This window comes from Mucilaginibacter sp. 3215, from assembly GCF_050433785.1.
Lineage (GTDB): Bacteria > Bacteroidota > Bacteroidia > Sphingobacteriales > Sphingobacteriaceae > Mucilaginibacter.
Genome location: NZ_JBNPWO010000002.1, coordinates 361,538 through 383,160 on the forward strand (window position 1 = coordinate 361,538; position 21,623 = coordinate 383,160).

General features: G+C 41.6%; 9 protein-coding genes. All 9 read right to left on the reverse strand.

The window, feature by feature from the left end; translation table 11 throughout:
- Nucleotides 1-38 precede the first annotated feature (38 nt).
- Nucleotides 39-2,417, reverse strand: a complete 2,379-nt coding sequence (locus ABIC84_RS05270) for an ABC transporter permease (RefSeq protein WP_429262878.1) — start codon at nt 2,415-2,417, stop codon at nt 39-41.
- Nucleotides 2,418-2,511: 94 nt separating this feature from the next.
- The gene (locus ABIC84_RS05275) at nt 2,512-4,872 is read right to left on the reverse strand and encodes an ABC transporter permease (protein ID WP_426588443.1); all 2,361 of its coding nucleotides are present in this window, start codon (nt 4,870-4,872) and stop codon (nt 2,512-2,514) included.
- A gap of 75 nt (nt 4,873-4,947) precedes the next feature.
- Nucleotides 4,948-7,365, reverse strand: a complete 2,418-nt coding sequence (locus tag ABIC84_RS05280) for an ABC transporter permease (RefSeq protein WP_429262879.1) — start codon at nt 7,363-7,365, stop codon at nt 4,948-4,950.
- Nucleotides 7,366-7,711: 346 nt separating this feature from the next.
- Nucleotides 7,712-10,126 carry an ABC transporter permease gene (locus ABIC84_RS05285; RefSeq protein WP_429262880.1) on the reverse strand — a complete coding sequence of 805 codons (2,415 nt, stop codon included), beginning with the start codon at nt 10,124-10,126 and terminating at the stop codon, nt 7,712-7,714.
- A 158-nt stretch (nt 10,127-10,284) separates the two neighbouring features.
- Entirely contained in the window at nt 10,285-12,681 is a 2,397-nt protein-coding gene (locus tag ABIC84_RS05290) for an ABC transporter permease (protein ID WP_429262881.1), read from the reverse strand.
- Nucleotides 12,682-12,789: 108 nt separating this feature from the next.
- Entirely contained in the window at nt 12,790-15,258 is a 2,469-nt protein-coding gene (locus tag ABIC84_RS05295) for an ABC transporter permease (RefSeq protein ID WP_429262882.1), read from the reverse strand.
- Nucleotides 15,259-15,351: 93 nt separating this feature from the next.
- Nucleotides 15,352-17,769, reverse strand: a complete 2,418-nt coding sequence (locus tag ABIC84_RS05300; RefSeq protein ID WP_429262883.1) for an ABC transporter permease — start codon at nt 17,767-17,769, stop codon at nt 15,352-15,354.
- Between the two features lie 118 nt (nt 17,770-17,887).
- Nucleotides 17,888-20,308: an ABC transporter permease gene (locus ABIC84_RS05305; protein ID WP_429262884.1), complete on the reverse strand. Its 2,421-nt coding sequence runs from the start codon at nt 20,306-20,308 to the stop codon at nt 17,888-17,890.
- Nucleotides 20,309-20,509: 201 nt separating this feature from the next.
- A complete protein-coding gene (locus ABIC84_RS05310) occupies nt 20,510-21,544 on the reverse strand; it encodes a DUF4097 family beta strand repeat-containing protein (protein ID WP_429262885.1) in 1,035 nt (344 codons plus the stop codon).
- Nucleotides 21,545-21,623: the final 79 nt, after the last annotated feature.

Below are 21,623 nucleotides of genomic sequence, written 5' to 3' on the forward strand. Positions count from 1 at the left end.
ATGACTTAATGACGCGAAGCAAATGACTCAATGACTATTTATTCGGAACGCAAACTTTTAACCGGGTTAGCCAATGCTGCCATTGTAGCCCGGTAACCTACCGTAATCCAGGCTATTATGAGGCTTGACAGGATCGATATCACAAATATTTGCGGGCCGATACTGATTCGGTACTGAAAATCCTTTAAGTAATTGTGCATTGCCCACCAGGCCAGAGGAGCGGCTATTACAAAAGCGATGAGCAACAATATGCTAAACTCCTTACCAAATAGCCATAGGATACCACTGATATTGGCTCCCAATACCTTGCGTACTCCAATCTCTTTGGTTTTACGCACGGCCATAAATGATACCAGGCCGTATAAACCGAGGCAACCTATGATGATCGCGATACCGGCAAACGCTTCAACCAATATTAGCAGGATATTATCCATTTCATAAAAACGCTTAATAGTATCATCCAAAAACTGGTATGAATATAATTCTTCCGGGAAGGTTTTGTTCCAGATCTTGTCAATTGCAGCTAATGTAGCTTTGGCGTTGCGCATATGTATTTTCACGGCAACGGTACCCAAATCCTGATAATTGGGCATCACACATAATGGTGAAATCTCCGAATGGAAAGAGTAATTGTAAAAATCTTTCATCACCCCCACAATGGTGCCTTTATAGTCGCGTCCGTTAATTGCCATCTGCTTTCCAATTACATCCTGCGGTTTAAGATGTAGCTTTTTAACAAAGGTTTCGTTAACTAAAAGTTCTTTTACCGAATCGCCTTTAAAGAAGTTTCTACCTGCAATCAGTTTAATACCAAAGGTCGAAATGTAATTTTCGTCGGCCTGTTTGGTATTGATGCTCCAATGCTCGTCTTCCGCACGGTTATCATATTGAATACCGGTATTGCTATTTGAACGGGATGCAGGAGGGTTGGCACAGTAAGATACATTTTCAACCCCCTTAATTTCGGTGAGACGATTACGCATCGTGCTCATTTTCATCTTATCGTTTTGAGGAAGCGGCACCAACACTATGGCATTTTTATTAAAGCCCAGATCGGCAGTTTGTGAATAATGCAATTGCGATACTACGATGATAGTGCCGATGATAAGTACCTGATATATAGCAAACTGGGTAACTACCAATACCCTACGCAGGGAAAAACCGCCAACATCTTTTTGTGACAGTTTACTTTTAAGCGCCTTAATTGGCTGAAACCTCGCCAGTACCAAACCAGGATATGAACCCGAAAGAAATACAACAACAATAGTAATAACAACTATAAAAGCGCTCAATCCGGCCCAGTTAAAGGTCATCCTTGCATGGAAGAGATTGTTTAATGGCGTCAAAGCAATCTCTGATAAGCCAATAGCAACTCCCACAGCAATAACGCTGATTATAGCCGTTTCGGCAATAAACTGCCAAAATAATTGGAAAGGCTGGCCACCCAGTACTTTACGGATGCCCACCTCTTTTGAACGATTTAGTGCCTGAGCCGTAGCCAGGTTTATAAAGTTTACCGAAGCAGTAATGATCAGGAACACGCCGATAAAAAACAGTGCCCATAAATAGCTCTTATCAGCGTAGCCGCCAAGTTCACGGTCAAAGTGCATTTCGGCAATAGGCTGTAATTTAAAGCGCCACACCTGCAAATCCCGACCGGTGTAATTCTTTTTAACCAATTGCAGCATGGCAGTTTCAACCTGTGCTTTGGTTACACCCGGCTTCAATCTTGTAAAGCCCTGACAGCCGCTGTAAACACCGCCCCAGTTATTTTCACGGCCTTTACCTGCGTACGCTTCCATACTTGCATACGAAATGAAAATCTGTTGCTTTTGGTCGGTGTTATTTGGCAAATCCTGCAGTACACCGGTTATAGTAACGTTGATATTGTTATCCAGCTTGAAAACTTTGCCTATCGGGTTATCATTACCAAAATATTTTTGGGCCACTTTTTCGGTAACTAAAGCTTCATTGGGGTTAACAAGCATGGTTTTCTTATCACCTTTGAGCAACGGAAAATTCAGGATATTGAAATAATCCGGCTCCACAAAAGCTACCCCGTCGTCCTCGCCAAATTTTTTAATTTCGTTTCCCTTAGTAATAGTGATCAGCGTTTTATTGAAACTGATATATCTTGCTGTTTTTTCGCTAAAAGCGAAATCGTTCCGGTAGCCTTTGGCCATGGGCTGCGGAATAGCGCCCACCCGGTCTACACCCTGATCATGAAACTCTGTATAGAAACGATAGATCCTGTCTTTATTCTTATGAAAGGCATCAAAGCTCAGGTGATAGGTAATCAGCGTAAATATTAATACGCCGCAGGCTATACCTAAAGCCAAGCCAATAACACTGATGGTTGCGTAAGCCTTGTTACGCACCAAATTTCGCCATGCAATTTTTACATAGTTCTTGATCATATCTTTTTTTATTTCATTAAGTCATTTATGTCATTGAGTCATTTTGCTCCGGCGTTCAAATGAATAATGACGCGAAGCGAATGACTTGATGAAATTATTCCGAACGCAAACTTTTCACCGGGTTGCTCAACGCCGCTTTAACAGCCTGAAAACTCACTGTTGCCAGCGCTATAACTATGGCAGCAATGCCGGCAGCAGCAAATACCCACCATTGTACCGTTACCCGGTATTGATAATTTTGCAGCCAGTTATTAGTAGCATACCAGGCAACAGGAAAGGCTATCAGGCATGAAACCGCAACCAGCTTTAAAAAATCGCGGGATAATAATCCGGTTAAACCTGCTACAGATGCGCCAAGCACTTTGCGAATACCTATTTCTTTGATCCTCCTCTCAGCCGTATAGGCAGCCAGGCCAAATAAGCCAAGGCATGATATCACTATAGCCAGCGATGCAAACACTCCGGCCAGCTTGCCTGTCAGCGTTTCAGTTTTAAACAGCTCATCAAAATCGGCATCAATAAATTTGTACTCGAAAGGATAGCCCGGGTTAGCCCGTTTATAAACCTCACCCGTTTTAGCCAGCGCTTCCGTTAAATTAACGCCCGGCTTAAAGCGGATAGTTAAAATGTTATTGTTTTGCGGATGGCTGAATAACATGAGCGGTGCACCGGCTACATACATATCATTATAAAGGAAGTCTTTAATAATTCCGGCAATTTGGTAAGGTTTAGTGCCCCCATCTCTAATTATACCACCTACATGACCAGCCTTACCCATTTGTTTGGCAAAGGCTTCATTAATGATCACGTTGCTGCTATCGAGCTTAGCATTGGCGTAAAAATCACGACCGGCAAGTAGTTTCATGTTCATGGTTGATACAAACTGCGGGCTCACGTTTTCAATGGTGATGAGCGGATTTTTTGAAGCATCCTTGCCATCCCATGAAAAATTATCGGTATTGCTCCAGATCTGTAAAACAGGGTATTCGCTCAATGAGGCATCGGCCACTACGCCGGTTTGTTTCAGATCATTGTTTACGGCAGCGAAATGATCAGTCAGCTTACCTTTGGTGTCAATGTAAACAAGATTGTCTTTTTCGTAACCCAATTCCCTGTTCTTAACATGCTGAATTTGCTGATATATAATTACCGTACCAATAATCAATATAATAGACACCGAAAACTGAATCACTACCAAACTTTGCCGGATAAAACCAGCACCGGCTGCCGTTGGCAGTTTAATATTCTTTAATACCGCTATCGGGTTAAATGACGACAAGTAGAAGGCCGGATAACTCCCGGCCAGCAAACCTGTAACAAATCCTATCGACAGTAAATAAATTAGATGTGATGGTTGCAATATATTTATAACCAGTTCCTTTTGAACCATGTCATTAAACGTTGGTAAAGCAACGTAAACTAATAGCACGGCTATAATTACTGCGATGAATGCCATGATCATTGCCTCGCCTATAAATTGAGCAATAAGCTTGCCTTTACCTGCCCCCATTACCTTCCGCACCCCAACTTCCTTGGCACGTTTTTCGGACCGGGCGGTTGACAGGTTCATGAAATTGATACAGGCTATGATGAGAATGATAACAGCAATAGCAGCAAACAAGCGAACATATTCAATTCTCCCGCCATCCATTTTCCCATCGGTAAATTTATCGCGTAGGTTCCAGTCGTTCATCCCGAACAGGAATGATACCGTTTTATTGCCATTTTTCTTAGTACCGATGTAAGTAGCCAGTTTTTTATTAACGGCTTTAACATCTGCGGTTGGTTCCAACTCTACATAGGTATGGGTCCAGTTGGCGCCCCAATCCTGCATCCAGGGTTGCACATGATCGATATTTTTTAAGGGCGCGAACCATTGCATCTGAAAAGTTGAGTTTTTGGGCAGATCGGTAAATACGCCGGTAACCGTAAAATCCTGCTCATTATTCATTTTCAAAGTTTTGCCCATTGGGTTGGTATCACCAAAAAACTTTTTAGCCATGGTAGTACTAATCACCACCGAATGCAATTCATGAAAAACATTTGCTTCATCACCCTGTACAAAAGGCAGTTTCAACATCGGGAAGATCTCCGCATCTGTATAGGAACCATCTTCGTTAATTACTTTATCCCCAAGCGCGAATACTATATTGTCTGAGCCTGCCATACGGGCAGCATTTTTAACACCCGGAATATCGGCCTTCAAAGCCGCAGCCATGGGCCCGGGGGTAGCACGGAACGTGGAGGTTTTACCATCATACGTTTGATTTTCACGAACCGTGTACAGGTTGTCCCGCTTTACAAAATTGTTATTAAACGTAAGCTCATCCTGCACCCATAAAAATATCATTGATGCACAGGCCACACCAATAGCCAGACCGGTGATGTTCAGAAAGCTGTAAGCCCGGTTTTTCATCAGGCCGCGTACCGTAGTTTTAATGTAATTTCCTATCATGGTTAGGTGTTCATTGATTCATTCGTTCATTGGTACTCGTATAGTCCGTTAACTGCAAACTGCCACTGCGAACTGCTACTCACTTCTCAGGCTTTTAACCGGGTTAACAACTGCTGCCTTAATAGCTTTATAGCCTACAGTTATCCATGCTATTACCAGCGATGATATTATCGCCAATAGAAAAATCCAGGCGCTCATTGATATACGGTACACAAAGTTTTGCAGCCATCCGTTCATGATATACCATGCGGCCGGCATCGCTATCAGGAAAGAGATACCGATAAGTACCATAAACTCTTTTGAAAACAGGAATACAATGCTACTTACCGATGCACCTAAAACTTTCCGGATGCCTACCTCTTTAGTGCGCTGAACTGCCATGAACGATACCAGGCCATATAAGCCAAGGCATGATATAAAAATGGCTATCCCGGCAAACACCTTGTAAACCAATGCCATTTTATTTTCCTGTTCATAAAATTTAGCTATATTTTCATCAAGGAAATAACCGTTGTAGGCATATTCGGGATAGGTATTTTCCCACAACTTTTGCAGTTGAGATACGGTTTTGTTCAGTTCGGATGTTTGGATTTTGATGCCTATCTGGCCTTCAAATTTTTTTGCCGGCGATATTACTATTGGCTTTATAGCTTCACGAAGCGAGTTGGTTTTAAAATCTTTAACAACACCAACTATTTGCAGCCATTTGCCGCCGCCTAAACGTATTGTTTTTCCTATTGCATTATCGGCTTTTTGGATCCCCAATTTACGTATAAAGGTTTCGTTAACCACATATTGCTTCGCAGTATCGCTTACGTCATAAGCTTTGCCCGCGGCAAATGTTAGCCCATATGTTTTGAAATAATCAGCATCTCCAAATTTGAGGTAGGTATTAAAACCAACATCTTTGGTGGAGTTATTGAAATCAAAATTAGTACCCCAGTTGTTTTCTGATGATGGCACATCTGAAGAAAAGCTAACTGACTTTACCATGGGATTTTGTAACACCTGTTGCTTAAACGATTCCATTTTCCGAAGGCTTAAACTATCGGTATAGCCGGGAATGATAAGCAAAGCGTTTTTGTTAAAACCGAGGTCCGCTTTGTTTACAAAGTCCATTTGATTTACCGCTACTATGGTGCCGATAATAAGTAATTGAGATATGGCAAACTGGGCAATCACCAATCCCCGGCGAAGCGGGATACCACCGATAGAAGCAGCTGTTATTTTATTTTTAAGCGCAAGTACCGGTTTAAAACCAGACACCACCAATGCGGGATAAACACCCGACAATAGCACTATAGCTACCGTACTTGCGGCCAAAAACAATAAACTGCCCGTAGTAAACAAGCTGATACTATCCGGCACATTAGCTATATTTTTCAATTGGGGCATAGCCAGCCCGGCGACAGCTAATGCTATTAAGGCCGAAGCAATAACGATGATAGTAGTTTCGCCAATTACCTGGGCGATCAATTGCGGACGTGTACTACCCAATACTTTACGGATCCCTACTTCTTTTGACCGGCCAACAGATTGCGCCGTCGACAAGTTGATGAAGTTGATAGAGGCCATGACAATGATCAGTAGCGCAATGAACGACAAGGTACGCAAGGTAGCCCTGCTGGTGCTATGATCACCAAGCGGGTTACCTATCCGGGTATCAAAATGCATATCAGCAAGCGGCTGTGGTAACAGCGTAGTTTGTGCCGATCCCTTTTTAAAATGCTTGGTCGAAAATGCTTTTAACTGTGCGTCGATACTGCTTTTTGACATGCTTGCCGGGAACAACATAAACACCTCATGGCTGCTGCTGGTTGATCCCCATTCGGCGCTATAGTTGTAATCTTTCGGATGCTGTTTCCAGGTATCAAACGATACCATTACCTTAAACGGAAAATCGCTGTTAACCGGGGCATCTTCTACAATGCCGGATACTTTCAGCGTCAAAACATTATCCATTTTAAGAATTTTGCCTACAGCATTTGTCCAGTCGCCAAAATACTTAATGGCCGAGCTTTTATCCAACACAACCATATCCGGACTGGCCAATACAGCGGGACTTCCAGCCAGCCATTTGTAACTAAAAATATCGAAGAATTGAGGCTGAATAAATAACACGCCAATATTTTCAGTAAATTTCTTATCACTGCTACTACTTCCGGTGGCTTGCGGCACTGTGATCTGGCTACCATAGCTGCTGTTCAAAGCTGCCACTTTAGCCTGAGGTATATCCAAACGAAGGGCATCTGTAGCAGGAACAGCAACTCCCGGATTGGTGGTAGTTTCCGACTCGTGCTTTTCCTGGGTAACTATACGATAAATGTTTTTATAATTAGGATTGAAAGTATCAAAACTAAGTTCAAACTGAATAATCACAAAAATGAGCAGGCAGGCAGCCAGGCCAACTGTTAAACCCGCGACATTTATAGCAGAATAGCCTTTATGACGCACGATATTGCGCCAGGCTATTTTGAAGTAATTTTTAAGCATATCGTACAGTAATTTTCGAAATTGATGTAAAAGCTATACCAAAACCAAAATCAACTGGATATCAAGCATTTAAATCAAATAAAAAACATCAACTGTTCGTAAGTGTAACACCTTGTGTACGGTATTGATACAGTAGTTTTGATTTCGGATTTGGGATATTCGATTTCGGATTTAGAAATTTATTTCCAGCCACTTCTACCATTCTTCCTGGCGCAAGTATTGTGGGCGGCTGGGGCTGGGCTTACTTGTGCCTCCTACGCCAGTCAGGAGTCAACAAAAAAGGAAAGGGCGGCGTGTTTTAAACCCCGACCTCCATATTTCAGTATCAAAAAACCCGAGTTTCAAATCACTCCCCCGACCTCAAACTCTCAGCAGGGTTTGCCATCGCTGTCTTAATGGATTGAAAACTTACTGCGATAAATGCTATCAGCAGCGCTACAAAAGCAGCCAGCACAAATACCCACCATTGAATATCTATCCGGTAAGCAAAATTTTGAAGGTATTTGCTCATCATAAGCCAGGCTATAGGTGATGCTACAATAACAGCAATCAGCACCAATTTCAGAAAATCGACAGAAAGCAAACCTGTTATATTGGTTACCGATGCGCCAAGCACTTTGCGGATACCGATCTCTTTGGTACGCTGAAGCGTTAACAGCGATATCAGGCCGAGCAAACCAAGACAGCTGATGAAAATAGCGATTATCGCGCTCGAGGTGATCAGCTTATTTAACAGATCTTCCTTTTGATAAAAATCGGCTATTTGCTGGTCGAGAAAGCGGTATTCAAATACATTATCCGGATAAACAGCCTGCCACTCTTTCTTAATACGGTCGATAACAGCTGAAGGGTTACCTGAACCAATTTTTACGCCTGCATATTGATATCCTTTTCTGAAAGTGGTTACATATTCAGGCGCGATAGCCGTGTATAACGATTTGGCATGAAAGTCTTTAACCACACCTACTATAATTCCCGGATTGTTGGATAAATCCCCGGCGGTAAAATACCTGCCGATAGCTTGTTTCGGGTCTTTTAAACCTAATTTATGTATCAACACTTCGTTAACCAGGTATTCACGGGCGGTATCGGCTTCAACAATATTGCGGCCCGCAATTAACTGCATTCCAAAAGTTTTAACATAGTCGGCATCACCTATCTGAGTATACCCAACAAATTTTTCCCAGTCGCGGGTATCAAATTTAATTGATCCGCCTTTATCGGCTGTAGAAGATGGCGCGCGATAACAAAATGAAATACTTTTTATCGCAGGATCGGCCAGCAACTGGTTACGCAAATAATTAGTTTTACTTTTATCTTTATCTGGCACCGGAATCATTACAACAGCATTTTTATTGAAACCGAGATCAGTTGTTTTAAGATATTTAACCTGCATGGTTATCAATATCGTGCTAATGATAAGCACCTGGGCTATTATGTTTTGAACCACAATTAAACTTTTACGTGTAAAACCAGCAGCGTGCGTTTTACCGCCAACCTGGTTTTTCAAAGCGTTTACAGGCTTAAACCTGCTTAATATCAGTGCGGGATATGAACCGGCAGCTATTGTGATAATGACTAAAACAACTACAGTAAAACCAGCAAGGCGATAGTCATTAAAAAGCTTAAAGCTCAGTTGAGTTTGCAGCCAATTATTCAACACCGGGATGGCTGTAATCACCATTACAAATGATAACAATGCCGCAAAAACTACGATATATGATGTTTCGGAAAGAAACTGAATGAATATTGCCCGCGGTGAGCTGCCTAAAACTTTGCGGGTACCTATCTCCTTGGCCCGCTTAAAGCTTTGGGCTGTAGCCATATTGATGAAGTTAACGCAAGCAATAATAATGAGCAGTAAACCAATTATACCAAGGGTTACCAATAAAGAGCGTTGGATAACACCCGCAAAGCGACCGTCGAAATGCACTTCGCTTAGCGGAAGCATCATAAAATGGTATGGTTTTGCGACTTCCGCACCATGTAATTTCACATTCAACCGATTGATATCTTTTTCTACCGATTGCGGATTTGCTCCATCCTTAAGTTCTAAATAAATTGAGTTAGTTGAATTGATAAAGCCCCAGTCATTTTGAAGGCCATTGGCAACATCGGGATAGATATTTTTTAATGTGGCGAGAGAAAGAAACAGATCTGCTTTGATATCAGTATTAGCCGGGTGATCTTTAACAACACCTGTCACCCGGAAGGTATTCTTATTATCAACCCTGATGGTTTTTCCGATAACGTCCTGGCCGCCAAAATATTTTTCGGCAAGATGGTGACTTAAAACTACGGTATTAGGTTCGGTAAGAGCGATATTCTGATTGCCTTGCTCCCACCCGTAATCAAATAAATTAAAAAAATGGCCATCGGTTATGCTGATATTTTCATGCTCAGCAAACATTTTTTTACCAGCCCCATCATTTTGAGGAATGCTGACATTGATATCATGCATTCGTAATAACACACCTACATCTTTCACCTGCGCATTGTTCGCTTTCACATCTCTTGCCAAAGCCAAAGGGGCTCCCTGGTCATATAACGGCATGCCATCATCAAAAGTAAGCTGGTGAACAACCCTATATACCTGTTTGGCATCATGGTGATAAGTATCAAAACTCAAATGATAGGTAATAAACTGAAAAAGTATAATACTGCAGCCTATGCTCAGCGCCAGGCCAAACATATTGATAAAGGTGTAAAACTTATGCTTCCAAAGGTTACGCCAGGCTATCTTAAAGTAGTTTTTTATCATATCAAATACTTTATACGATGATACGCAAAACCCTGTAGATGAGTAGTTAAAATATGTTAAAGGTGAAAGGTGAAAGGCGGAAGGTCTCTAACATCGGACGTTTTCATAAATTGACAACTACCTTTTAGCTTTCGCCTTTAACCTTTCACCTCAAAAATCTATTCGCTTCTTAAGCTATTTACCGGGTTGGCCAGTGCAGCTTTAATAGATTGGATGCTTACGGTTATCAATGCTATTAAAAGTGCTATGCACGCGGCAACAGCAAAGATCCACCATGTGATATTTGTACGGTATGCGAAATCCTGCAGCCATTTGTTCATCATGTACCAAGCCACCGGGAAAGCAACGACGTTGGCTATGACAACTGTTTTTAAAAACTCGGCAGATAGCAATCCTATTATATTTTGGACACTGGCGCCAAGCACTTTACGAATACCTATTTCTTTTACCCGCTGTTCGGCGGCAAAGGCGGCCAGGCCGAGTAAACCCATGGCCGATATTGCAATGGCTATAATGGCGAAAGCAGCTATCAATGTTGACGAACGCTGTTCGGCATGGTAAAGTTTATTATAACCGTCATCAATAAAACTATAATCAAACGGCTGGTCGGGAACAAATTCATTCCATACATTTTGGGCTATCCTGATGGCTGCCGCCGTATTGCCGGGAGCAGTTTTGATATAAAAACTACGCGCCCAATCAGTATGATTATTTATAACCACAGGACCTATCTTTTCATGCAGGCTCCTGAAGTTAAAATCTTTCACCACACCGGCAACAACGCCCGAATCCCCATTAAACTTAAACCGCTGCCCTATAACAGGCCTATGGATACCAAGCTGTTTTACTGCGGTTTCATTCAAAACTACATTATGCTGATCGGAGCCATTTTTATCAAACCAATGCCCGTCGGCCATTTTAAGGCTTAGTATATGTTGAAATTTTTCGTCGGCCGATATGGTGGAAACCGAAGGTTTATAATCCAGTGGCCGACCTTCCCAATCCATTGATCCTGAAACCTTGTTGCTATTATTAAAAAAGGCATCGTTGGCCGATTGAGAGACCTCAGCTATCGCGCTTTGCTGTGTTAACTCGCTGGCGATACTTTTTAATTTCGACTCCCTTATCTTATCGTCTAAGCCAAGCACCTGCCATGGTATAGTCATTACAAAAACGTGTTCGCGCTTATACCCCAAATCAGCATTTTTCATAAAATTAAGCTGACGGTAAATGATCATTGTACTAATGATAAGCATCACCGAGATACCAAATTGCAAAACAACCAGGGCTTTACGAATGCCGCCGTCCTTAAAACTCAATAACGTCCTGCCCTTAAACACACTTAATGGCTTAAATGATGATAATAATACAGCAGGATATATGCCATTAAAAACAAAACAAACAACCAGTGTGCCCAACAATATCAACCATGTTGTGCTGGATGTTAGTGGCTGTACAAAGTGCTTTTCGGTAACCTGGTTAAACCAGGGCAGGCAGATCTGGATAAATAAAATGGCAAATAATAATGATAAGAAACTAACAACCAATGATTCGGACATAAACTGGGCGAAAAGCTGCCTCCTGCCGGCACCAACAATTTTACGTACGCTCACCTCTTTTGAACGCACACTTGCCCTTGCCGTAGTTAAGTTTACATAATTAATGCATGCCGTTGATAAAAGTAAAAAAGCCAGTATCAGGAAGATGTTAACCAACTTTCGGTTGCCGTTTTCAAATGAAGTACTTAGCAAGCCACTTTCAAAATGGATATCCTTAAGGCTTATCACACTCATGGTTGTGTTTTCGCTGCCCTTGTTATTTTTCCTGATAATTTGGGTTAGCTTTTGGCCTACCTCTTTAATATTTACGCCCGGCTGCAGCTTTAAAAATGTGAGGCCGCTGTAATTACCCCAATTGCTCGCCTGTTCTTTTTCATGTGCATTGCTCAGTTTAGCCTCTACTGGCATCAATATATCGTACTGAAAGCTTGAATTTGCAGGATTATCCTTAACTACTGCCTGCACCTGGTAGTTCATGGAGTCAACTTTCAGCATTTTGCCGACAGCTTCGCCATTACCAAAATATTTCTTTGCTGTTGATTCTGTCAGGATTAAACTAAATGGATTTTTCGAAAAGCTATCGGCGCTTCCGTCGATAAAATCGTAATGGAATACTTTGAACCAATTAGCATCTATATATGCATACTTTTTTTCCGATATCAGTTGGTTATTATGATGCACCGTCATCATATAACCCGGCCACAAAAACGTATAATTCTTTAAACCCGGTATTTCCTGCCTGGCAACCGGGCCTAACATATAAGGAGATGATTCCCAGTCCCACACTTCGTCTTTAGTCAGGCTTAGTTTGGTTTTTACCCTGTAGATGTTATCAACATCAGGATGGTAATTGTCAAAGCTAAACTCATTTTGTACCCACAACATTATAAATACCGCTGCGGTAATGCCAATAGTAAGTCCGGCAATATTAATGATACTGATAGTGCGGTGCTTACCTAAATTACGAAATGCTATTTTAAAATAATTTCTGAGCATATTAATTAGTCATTTAGTCATTATTGCATGGTCATTAAGTCATTTTGCTTTTCTAAATCATTTATCAAAATGACTTAATGACGCGAAGCAACTGACTCAAATGACCAATTATTCAGAACGTAAACTCTTCGTTGGATTAGCCAACGCAGCTTTAACAGTTTGAAAACTTGAAGTGATCAGCGCAGTTAGCAACATTCCGCCGCCGCTTACTACAAATATCCACCAACTGATGGTTGTACGGTCGGCAAAGCTTTCCATCCATTTGTTCATGGCATACCAGGCCAGTGGAGTTACCAAAACAAAGGCCAGCACAATGAGCATTACCAGCTCAGTTGAAAGCAGGGTTACTATCTGCGTTACCGTAGCACCAAGTACTTTCCGTACGCCTATCTCCTTAGCACGCTGATTGGTATTGTAAATGGCCAAGCCTAACAAACCAAGGCAGCTGATAAATATGGATAGGCCCGTTGCCCAGGTTAACAGCGTTGATGTATGTTGCTCGGAATCATAAAATTTGGCGATACTTTCATCAAAAAAGCTATATTCAAAATCGTCTTCAGGATAAATCTCTTTCCACGCTTTTTCCATCGATGCGATAGCTTTTTTCCATTCGTTGGCTCCGGCAGTTTGCGGCTTAAGCGCTATATGAAAGGTACCATTGTTGTAATAACTGTTACTTATATGAATGCAGGTAGGTTTAATTGCCGAATGCAATGATTCAGAATAAAAGTCGGCCACTACACCTATGATCTGCATTCTTTTATCGCCATTAAATTTATCAATGTATTTACCTACAGCATCAGCCGGATTTTTAAACCCCATTAGTTTTGCGTAAGTATTATTAATTAAAAATGCCCTGGTACTATCGCCATATTGTATATTACGTCCGGCCAAAAGTTTAAGCTTGTATACATTAATATAATTAGGGTCGCCGTACTTTTCGTACAACTCAATCTTTATTTCCTTTTTGCCATCGATATACGTAGCTTCCGTTGAATTGGTACTGGTTGATGATGGAGCGGCCTTACCTGCACTTACCAACTCAACCTGTGGTATTGCCTTGAGTTTGTCCATAAATACCTGGTTCTTACTAAGCGTTCTATTTTTCCAGGGTGAGTTAATGATCAGGATGGCATCCTTTTTAAAACCCAGGTCTTTTGTGAGCGCATAATGAATCTGTTTGCCTACCAGCACAGTAGCCATTATAAAAAACTGGGCAATAACAAATTGAGTTACTGTTAAAGATTTACGTAGCCACGCATTACGTGTTTTACCCGTGTTTGACGATGCCTGATTTTTAAGCACTAAAACAGGTTTGTAGCCTGATAGCAAAGCTGCGGGGTAAAAGCCCGACAATAAGCTCACCACTATTATCAATAAAAACAGGAACACAAAAAGATGGGGCTGTTGCAGCAGGTCAAGTTTAATACCTGCGGATATAAAATCTTTAAACAGCTTTAATATAGCGGGTGCCAACGCCACCGAAATGATAACTGCCAAAAGGGTTATGATGAATGTTTCGCTCAGAAACTGCGTAATAAGCTGGGTACGGCTACTTCCCATTGTTTTACGTACGCCAATTTCCTTGGCTCTTTGGGTAGCCTGCGCGGTAGTTAAATTAACAAAATTGATACAGCCTAATAACAACAGGAAGGCAGCTATAACCAGTAAACCGTAAAGTGTTGTTTTATTAGCCGGATTACCGGAATCAAATGTTCCGTATATACTGTTAAAATGCAGATCGCTCAAAGGCTGTAAGGCAAAATCACGTGTGTTGCCCTTGTTTTCGGGTTTTGGAGGATCATTCTTTTTAAGAATAATATTTAGTTGCTTTTCAAAATTAGCTGCAGTGGCATTGGGCGCCAGCTTAACAAAAAGTATAGATGATGAAGTAGTACCTCCCCAACTGGTAAGGCTTAGTTCGTCAGACAGCGCTTTATTAGCTTTTGCCGTTGAATAAGAGATAAAATCGTGAAAAGTAAAATCGTTATTCCCCTTTAATGGTTCAACAATGCCACTAACGGCCACACTAATAGTATCATAAGTGATTACCCGGCCCATCATCTGGCTATATGACAGCTGAGGGAAATATTTTTTTGCCTGATCTGAAGTGAGCACCGTTTGATTGGGAGAATTCAAAGCAGTGTTGGCCGAGCCCGCAAGCCAGTTATATTTAAACATGCTGAAATACCTGCCATCAGCAAGGATCACATTATCCTGTAGTTTAAACTTAACAGGAACGCGCCCTTTTTCGGGAATAAACACATTAGGCTGATTCAACAAGAAAAATGGCACGGTAAGTTCCACGCCACTCACGCCATTTCTTACAGCTTCGGGCACCGGGCCTGATACGCCGCGGTTATGCGCTTCTTCGCCGGAAAAGGTATAGTTTGATACTACCCGGTAAATGCGGTCGCCGTTATAAAAGTTTTGATTAAAAGTAAAATCAAAATGAACTATCAGGTAAATAACCAGCGCCGAACTGATCCCTATAGATAAACCGATTACATTGATGAATGTAAAAAATTTATGCCGCCAAAAATTACGCAGCGCGATTTTGAAATAGTTTTTAAACATTGTCAAGTCATCATTAGGTCATTAAGTCATTTTTGCCTCGCGCTAATCAAAAAATGGCTTTATGACACGAAGCAAAATGACATAATGACGAATTTATTCAGAACGTAAACTCTTCACCGGGTTAGCCATAGCTGCTTTTATTGATTGATAGCTTATGGTTGCAAAAGCGATGATCAGCGCTATTACGCCGGCCATCACAAAAACCCACCATTGTATGTTAATTCTGAAGGCAAAATCAAGCAGCCATTTACTCATTGCGTACCACGCTATTGGTAAAGCAATTACCGATGCTATGATCACCAGCTTCAAAAAGTCTTTTGATAGTTCGGTAACAATTTGCGGTATGCTTGCGCCAAGTACTTTGCGCACACCTATTTCTTTTACCCGTTGTGATATGGTGAAGGCCGAAAGCCCGAATAAGCCTAAACAGGCAATGAATATGGCCAGGCACGAGAATATGGTAAACAGGTTACCCTGCTCCTGCTCGCTGTTGTATAGCTTTTGGAAGCGTTCATCTAAAAAGCTGTACTCAAAAGGTGTTTCGGGTTGATATTTTTTCCAGGTTTGCCCAAGGGTTGCCAATGCCGAATTGATGCGATTACCATCGATCTTAACCGTTATTCTTCTATAACTATTGTTGACGAATGAGGGCATCTCCATTAAAAGCGGAATGATATTTTGATGTAATGACTCGAAATGAAAGTCGTTAACCACCCCTATCACTTTTCCTTTAACGCCACCATAGCTCATATCCTTTCCTATAGCGCTCTCAGGCGATTTCCATCCTAATGCATTTACAGCCGATGCATTGATTACAAAATTGTTGCTGTCGGTAGCAAAATCACGACTGAAGTTCCTACCTGCAGCCATTTTTATACCGTAGGTTGGAATAAAGCCATAATCGGCATTGATGCATTTGATATCTGCTTTAACCGGCAGCGGTTTATCCCCGTCAAAAACAGAAACGCCCTGATCATCCAGTAGCCGCCCCGACGGAATCCGCGATGAACGGCCGATATCTTTTACAGCAGGATCCCGTAATACCTCTGCCCTGAAAGCTTCAAACTGGTTAGCAGGGATACCGCCCAATGTTACTAAATGATCTTTATTAAAGCCAAGTGATTTGGTTTGAATATACCTCAATTGCTGAAAAACTATCGTCGTAGCAACAATCAGGATGATGGAGATGGAGAACTGCACCACCACCAATACCTTACGGAACGAGATATTTCCAGATCCAACTTTAAGGATACCTTTTAAAACTTTTATCGGTTTAAATGACGACATAAAAATAGCCGGATAAATACCACTGATAAGTCCGATAATCAGCGGCAGCAATAACACCGATATTAAAATTATCGGTTGAAATAAACTATTGATAGAAAGACTAAGTTCTGAAAGCCGGTTAATAAGTGGCAGCAGCAACCACGTCAAAGTCAAGGCCAGTACAAGCGAAAAATAAGTGATCAACACAGATTCGCTTAAAAATTGGGTAATAATCTCTTTTTGTTGTGCGCCGATCACCTTGCGGATACCGATCTCTTTAGCCCTAAGCGTTGAGCGGGCAGTAGATAGGTTCATGTAATTGATACAGGCGATCAGCAAAATAAACAGGGCGATAGCCGAAAAAATGTAAACCCTTTTAATATCGCCATTTTGCTCTACTTCATCATCAAGATGTGAATGCAGGTGAATATCCAGGAATCTTTGAATATGCAGCCGGGTAAATTTTGACTGCCGGGGTTGCCCGGGAGAATTCATGTATTTATCTATAAAAGCCGGAAACTGTGAGCTGATTCGATCAATATTATAATGATCGGGCAATAGCAGGTAGGTAAAAAATGAGTTGTTCCCCCAATTGGTTGCCAGTTGATTACGTCCGTAAACCTTGTCATCGTTCAGTGTATTGAATGACAGCAACATTTGAGGGTGCATCTGCGAGTTAGCCGGAAATGGCTTAAAAATACCTGTAACTCTAAAATTGGCTGTATTATCAAGCCTGATTTCTTTGTTTATAGGATCTTCGTTACCAAAGTATTTGCGCGCCATATCCTCGGTCATCATCACCGTATACGGCTCACTAAGGGCAGTTTTAGGGTCACCTGCTACTGTTTTAAGATCAAAGAAACTAAGGAAGTTTTCATCAGCAAAATAAGAGCCCTTTTCAACGAGCAATTTTTCCTTATAGCGCAAAACCACATCGCCGTTTGGGAACAAGCGTGTTACCTTTTTTATGTCTGGAAATTCATTTTTTAACAATGGGCCAAAAGGGGGCGCCACGGCCCCCAAATGCAGGTTGACGATACCATCGGCCGTATTAAAACTCCGGCTCACCCGGTAAATATTGGGGGCATTATGGTTAAACTTATCATAACTGAGTTCTTTAACTATGTAAGTTAAAATAAGCAGGCAACAGGTTAACCCTATGGTTAAGCCAAATATGTTGATGAACGAAATAAATTTGTGCCGGGCAATATTGCGAAAGGCACTTCGTAAATAATTCTTTATCATGTTATTTCATTTTGTCATTGAGTCATTAAGTCATTTTTTTGCTCATCGGGGCATTGGGTCGTTAAATCATTTTGAACTTTTCAATGACTTAATGACGCGAAGCAAATGCCCCAATGACCTATTCTGAACGTAAACTTTTCACCGGATTAGCCAAAGCTGCCTTAACTGATTGAAAGCTTATAGTAACAGCGGCAACTACCAGCGCAATAGTGCCCGCGAGTAAAAATACCCACCATTGGATGCTGATGCGATATGCAAAATCCTGCAGCCATTTGTTCATGGCAAACCATGTTACCGGGAACGATATAACAGAAGCAATGACGATCAACCTCAAAAACTCCTTCGATAACATGACTGTTATATTCGCGGTTGATGCGCCCAGCACTTTGCGAATACCGATCTCTTTAACCCTAAGCCTGATCGTGAAAGCTGCCAGGCCGAATAAACCTAAGCTGGCGATGATCAGAGCCACACAGGAGAATACCGTAAATATTTTGCCGGTTTGTTGCTCAGAGGCATAAAGTGACGCGTACTGCTCGTCAAGGAACGAATAACTGAAAGGAGCTTCCGGTCTGAGATTGTCCCATTCGGTTTTAAGGCTCGCAATCAGCAATTTTATATCGGCGGTTTTAACCTTCAAAATTAATGTACCTGTACTATGCCCCGATAAAAGCATTAATGGTGCAATTTTTTGCCTGGCCGAAGCATAGTGAAAATCTTTAACCACACCTACAACTTTGTATTGGGTACGGGCTGAACGCACTATAGTTTTACCTATCGGGTTGGTGGTACCCCATCCCAAACCTTTTACTAAAGCTTCGTTCACTACAACCGACATCGAATCGGCGGGAAAGGATTGATAAAAATTGCGCCCGTTGATAACCTGTAAACCTAAAGTAGGCACATAACTTTCATCCACATGGTAAATATTGGTATGGATCTCGGCATGACCACCCTTGTCATCAAATTCTTTAGCAGCAATTTGGGTACCATCAACACCGGCTAACATACCTGGCACACTGCTGGATATAGTAGCATTCAACACCTGCGGGTTGCGCAGAAGTTGATTTTTGAAAGCATCTGCATTATGGCCTAAGGTATAGGCATCATTAATTATCAATACCTGATCTTTATCATAACCCAACTTTTTGTTTTGCATATAATGCAATTGCTGATATACTACAAAGGTTGATATAATAAGTGCTGTTGACACAGCAAACTGAAAAATGATTAATCCGCTGCGCAACATACCTTTCCCTTCGGCTTTTGTTGTGCTATTACCCTTTAAAACGGCAATAATCTGGAACGAGGACAGGAAGAATGCCGGATAAATTCCTGCAAGAATCCCAACTAAAAAAGCGGTAAACAATTCAATGATCAAAGCCATAGGGCTCAGGAAAAAACCAAGTTCGATATGTTTCCCTGCCAAGTTATTGAACAGCGGTAACAGCAGATACACTATACCTAAAGCTAATAATAAAGCCCCGAAAGTTAGCATAACCGACTCGGTGAGGAACTGTGAAACCAGTCCGCTCTTTTCAGAACCAAGCACCTTACGGATGCCCACTTCTTTTGAGCGCCTGGCCGAACTTGCCGTTGAAAGATTAGTAAAATTAATGCAGGCCAATATCAATATAAAAGCGGCCAATGCACCAAATATATATACATAATGAATATCGCCATTAGGCTCCAGTTCGTATTTGGTTGCCGAGTGCAAGTGGATGTCGCCTAAGGGCTGCAGGAAAAACAGAAAGGTATTGACAGATTTGCTTGCCTGTGCTAAACTCGTACCCATATCATGGGCAATTTCGGGCACAACAAATTTTCGTACCATTTCCGGAAAAGCGGCTTCCAGTTTTTTAGGATCGGCATTTTTATTTAATACTACATAAGTAAAATAGCCAATATTGCTCCAGGTTTGCTTTGCATTTTCAACAAAGGGAGCCATGTTCAAAAATGCATCGCCATGAAAGTGTGAATCGTCGGGTACTTTGTCAATTACTCCAGTTACCTTATAGGGAGTGCCATCAATGGTAACAGCTTTTCCCACAGCTTCCTGGTTACCAAAATATTTGGTAGCCATCCCCCGGGTAATCACCATGCTGTTAAGTTCACTAAAACAAGTTTTATCATCACCATCAATCAATGGTATCGAAAACAGGCGAAAGAAATTGGCATCTATCATCTGTACATGCTCTTCCTTAAACTGCCTGTCATTATATTTTATAAAAACCGGGCCACGACCGGCAAGCCTTGTGGTTTCAAGTACTTCAGGAAACATATTTTTTATCCCCTGTCCTACCGCTATGTCAACCATCGGGTATTCGCTTACGCCATTATTTTCAATTGAACGTAAGCCAACACGGTACATTTGTTTGGCTTGTGCAGGATATTGATCATAATCTAATTCACTATATACAAATGCACAAATAAGCATACAGCAAGCTAAGCCCACAGACAGGCCGGACACATTAATAAAGGAGAATATTTTGTTCCGCCTTAAGTTTCGCCAGGCGGTTTTAATGTAGTTTTTGAACATGAGTGTACGGTTAACCCTAATACAGGTTTAAAAGCCATACCAATAAATCAAATATCTAAATATCAATTAATTACGATTTATTTCATATAAAAACTGTACGAAGACGTAACACCATGTGTCCGGTTATGATACACCCCAGGCAACACAAAAGGCCTGTCACTATTTGAGCAACAGGCCTTTGTAATATTCTTTATATCAGTATTAGTTTACGGTAAGATTAACACGACCATTACCACGTACTTCAACGAGGAATCCGCCGCCGTTAAGTTTACCTTCTACCCTTTCTTTATCCTTGTTACCAGAGAAGTTATCTGTGAGATTACTTTCTATCTTGTCGCCACGCACGTCAAGGTTAAGGCCTTGTTTTGACGGTAACTGCAGATCGATATGACCCGAGCTTACATCAATTTTAACAGATTTACCAACGCTTATAAATTGTGCACGAAAGCTGCCGGCACTTGTTGAAGCATCGAGGCTGCACGACAAATCGGTAAGGTTAATGCTGCCCCCTGATGTACCTGTAATGAAATCCCCATCAATTTTATTGCCACTGATACTGCCGCCGCTGGTGGTAGCCTTGATATCACCCTTTAAACCATCGAGATGTAAAGAACCTCCGGATGTTTCCAGCCTGATATGGCCCATACAATTGCGGGCTTCAATACTGCCGCCTGATGTTTGCAGGTCTATGTTTTCCTTTGAATCGCTCACATGGATACTGCCGCCTGATGTACGGCCTTTGATAATGCCGGTAATTTTATCCAGGTGTAAGCTGCCACCACTGGTTTCAAATTGCTGCGCACCTGTTAGATTATCCAAATGGATACTGCCGCCGCTGGTATTCAGATTTGTTGCCACATTGCCGGGTACATACACACGGAACGAGATACTTAACGATTTTTTCCAGTCCCAGTTGCCATCATGTTTGCTTTTAGCTTTGGCGCGCAGCTCACCGCCGTTAACATCAATGCTCAAGTCGTAATTTTCGTCGAGGCGCTTTTTGATCTCTTCTTTAGAAAGGTCATTATTACCGTTATTACCTTGTATAAAAACCTCAACTCTCGGTTCCTGGTCCGGTGCGCCGCTGACGGTAATACTACCGCCCGAAGTATTAACAAATACATTTTTCACGGCCTGTCCTGATAATGATTTGGTGAGGTATGGTGTTTTCTGATTATTTTGCGCAAAAGCGCTGCCTGCACAGGCAACAAATAACACGAGTAAATACTTTTTCATAATAATGATCTTGGGTTTATATATAATAAGACCAGGCGTTTAGCAAATACGTTGCATGGTGCTGAAAATAAATTCAGGC